Annotated in this window: 5 protein-coding genes; 2 read left to right on the forward strand and 3 right to left on the reverse strand. The window is 66.8% G+C overall.

Features of this window, described 5'->3' with window-relative positions:
* A partial coding sequence (locus ACE3UY_RS08070; RefSeq protein WP_374687031.1) for a S8 family serine peptidase occupies positions 1-485 on the reverse strand: 485 nt, incomplete at its 3' end.
* 494 nt (positions 486-979) lie between these two features.
* Here ACE3UY_RS08070 and ACE3UY_RS08075 point away from each other — a divergent pair.
* Both ACE3UY_RS08075 and ACE3UY_RS08080 read left to right on the forward strand, forming a co-directional pair.
* Positions 980-2074, forward strand: a complete 1095-nt coding sequence (locus ACE3UY_RS08075) for a quinone oxidoreductase (protein ID WP_374687032.1) — start codon at positions 980-982, stop codon at positions 2072-2074.
* A gap of 18 nt (positions 2075-2092) precedes the next feature.
* Positions 2093-2347, forward strand: a complete 255-nt coding sequence (locus ACE3UY_RS08080) for a hypothetical protein (RefSeq protein WP_374687033.1) — start codon at positions 2093-2095, stop codon at positions 2345-2347.
* A gap of 28 nt (positions 2348-2375) precedes the next feature.
* Here the strand turns inward: ACE3UY_RS08080 and ACE3UY_RS08085 are convergent, their stop codons facing one another.
* On the reverse strand, positions 2376-3806 hold the full coding sequence (locus ACE3UY_RS08085) for an ATP-binding protein (RefSeq protein WP_374687034.1): 1431 nt from the start codon (positions 3804-3806) through the stop codon (positions 2376-2378).
* A 62-nt stretch (positions 3807-3868) separates the two neighbouring features.
* A partial coding sequence (gene phnE / locus ACE3UY_RS08090; protein ID WP_374687035.1) for a phosphonate ABC transporter, permease protein PhnE occupies positions 3869-6068 on the reverse strand: 2200 nt, incomplete at its 5' end.

Here is a 6068-nt window from a genome sequence, read left to right on the forward strand (position 1 = left end):
CCGCCGACCACGTTCAGGTCGGGGTGGTTGGTCTGGATGCCGGTGTCGAGCACGGCCACGTCCACGCTGACCGAGCCGGAGCCGTTGCCGGAGACGGTGCTGCTGAGTTCGCCGTCGATGCGGTTGATGCCGGTGGGCAGCGTCTGGGCCTGGATGGTGAAGACGCGGTCGGGTTCAATTGAGAGGACGCGCGGGTCTGCTTGCAGTTGCGCCAGGCGCGTGGCCGGAATGCGCGCGGCGAAGCCGGTGAGGGCATACTCGTAGACGTGGGAGATGCGCAGGCCATAGGCCCGGCCGAGGTCACTGGCTACGGCGCCGACGTTGGCGGCATTGGCCCGGGGGCCGGGCGCCAGCTGGACGATGTATTGGCCCGGCACGATGTCGCCGTCGGCCAGAGCGGGCCGGGCGGTGCGGCCGCCAAGGATGAGGGTGAACATGACGACAGCGGCGACGAGCACGAACAACTTGACTCTGCGGGTTGACATGATCTGACACTCTCCTTCGACACAATTTAGTTTTTAACTGCAAGCCACGCCGTCTGGCGCGGCGAACTACCCTTGGTGTTGCACCTATGCGGCCGGCAAGCCGGCGTTTCGTCACTGCTGTTGTGCGCTCGTGGTGACGCGGTGGCGTTGTTGTGGCGAGCGACGGCATTATAGAAAGAGTTGTTTGGCGCGCAAGCGGATCGTTCACTGGGGATGAGATTGCCACGCAAATGCCACCCAACTGCCGCCGCCCCTGACCGCGGCCAAGAGTCAGATGAGATTCGTTTCATACCTCTTTCTATACCTTGCCTGTGCCGCCAGAAACGCGACAATCCCGCCTCAAGACGTTACTCTACGAACACAAGAAAGCCCACGCCCACATAAGGCACTCACAGGCATCATACCCCTTGCAGATATGTCTCTGAAATCTGCGTAATCTGCGAAATATGTGGATGCTTCTCCCAAGTCTGTGGCTTTTACTAATGAGGCAAACCATGAGAGCGATACGTGTCCACGAATTTGGCGGCCCAGACGTGATGTGTCTGGAAGAAGTCGATCTGCCCGAACCCGGCCCCGGCGAGGCGCGGGTGATGATCCGCGCCGCCGGCGTCAACTACATCGACGTGTACCACCGCACCGGCCAGTATACCGGCCAACTGCCCTACACCCCCGGTTCCGAGGCCGCGGGCGAGGTGCACGCGCTGGGTGAGGGGGTAACCGGCCTGGAGGTGGGCGATCCGGTGGCCTACGCCATGCACAGCGGGGCCTACGCCGACTTCGCCGTTGTGCCGGCCTGGAAGCTTGTGCCCATCCCGCCCGGCGTCAACGACATGACCGCCGCGGCGGCCATGCTGCAAGGGATGACCGCCCACTACCTCACCCACGACACCTACCCCATCCAGCCGGGCGACACCGTGCTCATCCACGCGGCGGCGGGGGGAACCGGCCTGCTGCTGGTGCAGATGGCGAAGCGGCGCGGGGCGCGGGTCATCGGAACCGTCTCGACCGAGGAGAAGGCCCAACTGGCGCGGGAGCGGGGGGCGGACGAGATCATTCTCTACACGGAGCAGGATTTCGCCGCCGAGGTGAAGCGCCTGACCGGCGGCCGCGGCGTGCATGCCGTCTACGACTCGGTCGGTCGCGACACCTTCGCCCATAGCCTGGATTGTCTGCGCCCGCGCGGCTATCTGGTGCTCTTCGGTCAGTCGAGCGGCGCGGTGGAGCCATTCGATCCGCAGACGCTTAACCGCAAGGGGTCGCTTTTCCTGACGCGGCCCAGCCTGGGCCACTACACGGCCAGCCAGGAGGAGATCCGGCGGCGCATGGCCGACATCTTCGGCTGGCTGAACGAAGGCGAGTTGAGCGTCCGCATCGACAAGACGTTCCCGCTGGAAGAGGCGGCCGAGGCCCACCGCTACCTGGAAGGACGGCAGAGCAAGGGCAAGGTACTGCTGGGCACGCAGCAGGGGCGGGCCAGGAAGGTAGAGGAACTGGACAAGACGATTGACCGGGATGACATCGTGGACAAGTCGAGCTGGCAATCCTTCCCAGCCAGCGACCCGCCTTCCTATTCGGCCGGTGAGGCTTAACAAAAAGGAGAGATAACGATGGGTGTTTGCGAGGTATGCGGCAACAAGTATGACAAGACGTTCGAGGTGCGACTGGCCGGCGACAGCGCCGCCCACACCTTCGACAGCTTCGAGTGCGCCATCCACGCCCTGGCCCCGACGTGCGACCATTGCGGCGTGCGCATTGTCGGCCACGGACTAGAGGCCAAGGGCGGCGTTTTCTGCTGCGCCCATTGCGCGGAGCAGATGGGGATTAGTTCGTTGCAGGATCGGACACAAGAGAGCGTACAATAAGGTGTAGGGGCGGGTTTCAAACCCGCCCCTACTCTGTCGCCGCCGGCAGCCGCACCACGAACGCCGACCCCCGTCCGACCTCGCTCGTGACGCTGATCGTCCCGCCGTGGGCAGCCACCAGTTCGTGGACGATGGCCAGCCCCAGTCCCGCGCCGCGCCGGCCGTCCTCGCCGCGCGCCCGCGACTTCTCCAGCCGGTAGAAGCGCTCGAAGACCCGCGGTAGCTCGTCCGCGGGGATGCCCGTCCCGGTATCGCTGACCATCCCCTCCACGTACCCCTCGCCCGACCGCACCGCCAGATGCACGCGCCCCCCGGCCGGCGTGTAGGTCAGGGCGTTATCGACCAGATTGTCGAACACCTGCACCAGCCGATCCGCGTCGCCCAGCAGTGGCGGCGCGATCGGCGTGTCTAGCGTCAGGTCGATCCCCTTGGCCCGCGCCCGCGGCAACTGGCTGCGGTGCACATCGACCATGACCTGACTCAAGTCCACAATGCGCTGCGTCACCTGGAGTTGGCCCGACTCGATACGCGCCAGGTCGAGCAGTTGGTTGACCATGCGCGACATGCGGCCGGCCTCGTCGTAGATCGTCTCCGCCGCGCGCTGCCGGTCGGCCGGCGCGTCGGCCGCCCCGTCGAGCAACGCCTGGCTCCAGCCGGAGATGGCCGTCAGGGGGGTCTTCAGGTCGTGGGAGACGTTGGCGACAAAGTCGCGCTGGGCGCTGTGGGTGGCCTGCACCTGGGCGGCCATGCTGTTGAAGCTCTCGGCCACGTGGCGCACCTCGTCTGGCCCACGCGGCGGTACGCGCTGGCTATAGTCGCCCTGAGCCATGGCCCCGGCGGCGCGATCCATCGTTTGCAACGGCCGGACGACGGAGCGGGTGATAAGCGCCGCCAGCAGCACGGCCAGCAGTACGGCCAGCAAGCCAGCGTAGGCCAACGGGCGCAGGAAGTACTCGTTGAAGAACTCGCCGGCCGTCGGCTCCGGCTGGCCGTAGAAAATGAGCGCCGGGTCGAAGGCCGGGTGCGGCTCGGCGAAGACCAGCCAGCGCGCGCCGTCGGTGTGCAGGTAGGTGCCGAAGATGCTCCGCCCGGCGCCGGGCAGCACCAAACTATCCGGTTGGATGATCTCGGTCATGGCGTCACCCACCCAGCCGTCGTCGGTCGTGTCGAAGATGATCTCCTGCGCGTTGGCGTCCACGACCAGAATGCGCACACCGGTCTGTTCAGCCGTGGAGTGCAGCAGCGCTTGCAACTCCTCGCCGCCCGCGCCCGCCTGCCAGAGGTCGAGCAGTTCCCGCTGATTCGTGCGGCTGATGGCCGACAGGCGCTCCAGGACGGGCAGCAGCCGGGCGTTGGACACGCCGGCAAAGCCGAACAGGGCCGCGGCGACGACGGCCAGCGTCGCCACGATGACGACGAAGAACGAGAAGAGGAGTCGCCCACGCAGTGTGCTAAGCATTGTAAAGAGATTATAGATGACAAATGATAACGAAGTGTGAAGTTTACGGGGGAGTTTGTGCGCTACACCAGCCGCTCGCGCGCCTTCGCGCTCAGGTAGTCCATCGTCCAGACCATGATGACGATGGCCCAGATGGCCGTGCCGGCGGCGGCGTACTGGTTGAGGCTGACCCAGATGCGGAACTGCTGGCCGATACCGCCGCCGCCGACGAAACCGATGACGGTGGACATGCGGATGTTGATGTCCCACTGGTAGATGATGAAAGCCAGGAAGGGGGGCACGAGCTGGGGCGCGACGGCGTAGACCAGCGTTTGCAGCCGGTTCGCGCCGCTGGTCATCACCGCCTCGACCGGGCCGGTCTCGATCTCCTCAATACTCTCCGAGAAGAGCTTGCCCAGGTTGGGGATGTTGTTGAGAGCCAGCGCCAGCACCCCGGCGAACGGCCCCGCGCCCACCCACGTCGCGGCGATGAGCACCAGGATGAGCGGCTCGACGGAGCGGGTGATGTTGAAGAGGGTGCGCAGGGTGTAATAGACCGTCCGCCCCAGACGGCTGTCGCCCATGATGTTGCGCGCCGCCAGGAAGCTGAGCGGGATGGCGAACAGCGCGCCCAGCGTCGTCGCCACCAGGGCCATGAGCAGGGTCAGGATGGACAGGTTGAAAACCGTCTTGACCGTCTCGCTCAACTGCGCCCGGCCGGCCACGTCCTCATAGGTGATCTCCACCCGGCTGGCCGTGGTCTGTCCCTCCTCCAGGGCGACGACGGCGTTGATGGTCGTCTCCAGGCTCAGTTCCCCGTTGGCGTCGGTGGTGCAGCAGCCGGCGCGCACGCGCAGGAAGGCCCCATCGGGCAAGACCCAGCGTACCGACACGTCCCGGTTGGGCGGCAGGCCGCGGCCGGTGATGACCAGCGGGTCGCCCGGATCGCCGCAGTCGGCCGACAGGGTGATGCCGGGGTTGGCCGGCGGGCTTGGCTCGGCCGCGCCGCAGGGCACGGCCAGCGGGGCGCTGATGGCCTGGGTCGTCGTCGGCCGGGTGAACAGCTCTGGCACGGCGAACTGGCGGGCCAGGGCCAACCCCTGCGGCGCGCCCCGAATAAGCTCGACCGGCTCGATCCGGGCCACGCGCCACGACCAGACGAAGGCGGCCACGAAGCCGGCCACCAGCAGGACGCGCAGCGCGGCGCGCAGGGCCGGGCCGCCCCGGCTGATGATGGGCCGCCCCTGGATGATGCGCTCGCGCAGCCAGCCGGAGAGGTAGTCCAGGCTGGCGACGACGATGATGATGGCGATGATGGCCGTGGCCATGGCCGAGAAGCGGTTGAGCCGCACCCATTGGATGACCAGGAAGCCCAACCCGGCGTCGCTGACCAGACCGATGACCGTGGAGAGGCGCACGTTGATGTCGAAGCGGTAGAGGGTAAACGACGTGAAGGTGGGCAAAATCTGGGGCAGGACGGCGTAGAGCACCATCTGCGGCCAGTTCGCGCCGGTGGCCCGCACCGCCTCGATAGGGCCGGGATCGATGCTCTCGATGGCCTCGGAGTAGAGCTTGGCCAGAGCGGCCACGGTGTGGAACCACAAAGCCAGCGTGCCGGCGAACGGTCCCAGCCCCACCCAGACGGCGAAAATGATGGCCCACAGCAGCGTCTCGATGGAGCGGATGACGTTGAGGATGGTGCGGACGACGAAGTAGATCGCCAGCGTGACGCGATTGGCGCCCATCAGGTTGCGCGCCGCCAGGAAGCTGACCGGCACGGCGAAGAGGACGCCCAGCACCGTGGACAGGAAGGCCAGAGCCAGCGTCTCGCCGATCTTCTCGATGACCAGCGAGAGGGTCTGAGTCGGTTGCAGGCGGCCGGTGGGGATGTTCTGCACGGCGCGCACGGCGTGGGTCAGCGTCTCGCCGGGATCGGGCTGCGCGGTCAGCGGCACGGCCTGGGGCACGCGCAAGGTGGCCTGGAAGCGGCCGTTCTCGTCGGCGGTGAAGGTGACGACCTGGCCGTCCAGCGTGGCGCGGCGCGGGCTGCCTAGCGGATCGACCCACTGCACCTGCCCGGCGGCATTGGGCTGAAACCCCTCACCCGTCACCTCCAGCAGGTCGCCCACTTCGGTACAGGGCGCGCTCGTCGTGACGATGGGGGCGGTCGTGGCCTGCCGGTTCGGCTCCGGCAGCGGCTCGACGCAGGGAACCATGATCGGCGTCAGGCCGACGAAGTCCTCGGTCGGGTACTCGAAGAGATCGGGGTTGAACAGCGAGCGC

The sequence above is a fragment of the Promineifilum sp. (SeqCode) genome, assembly GCF_041918635.1.
GTDB lineage: Bacteria > Chloroflexota > Anaerolineae > Promineifilales > Promineifilaceae > Promineifilum.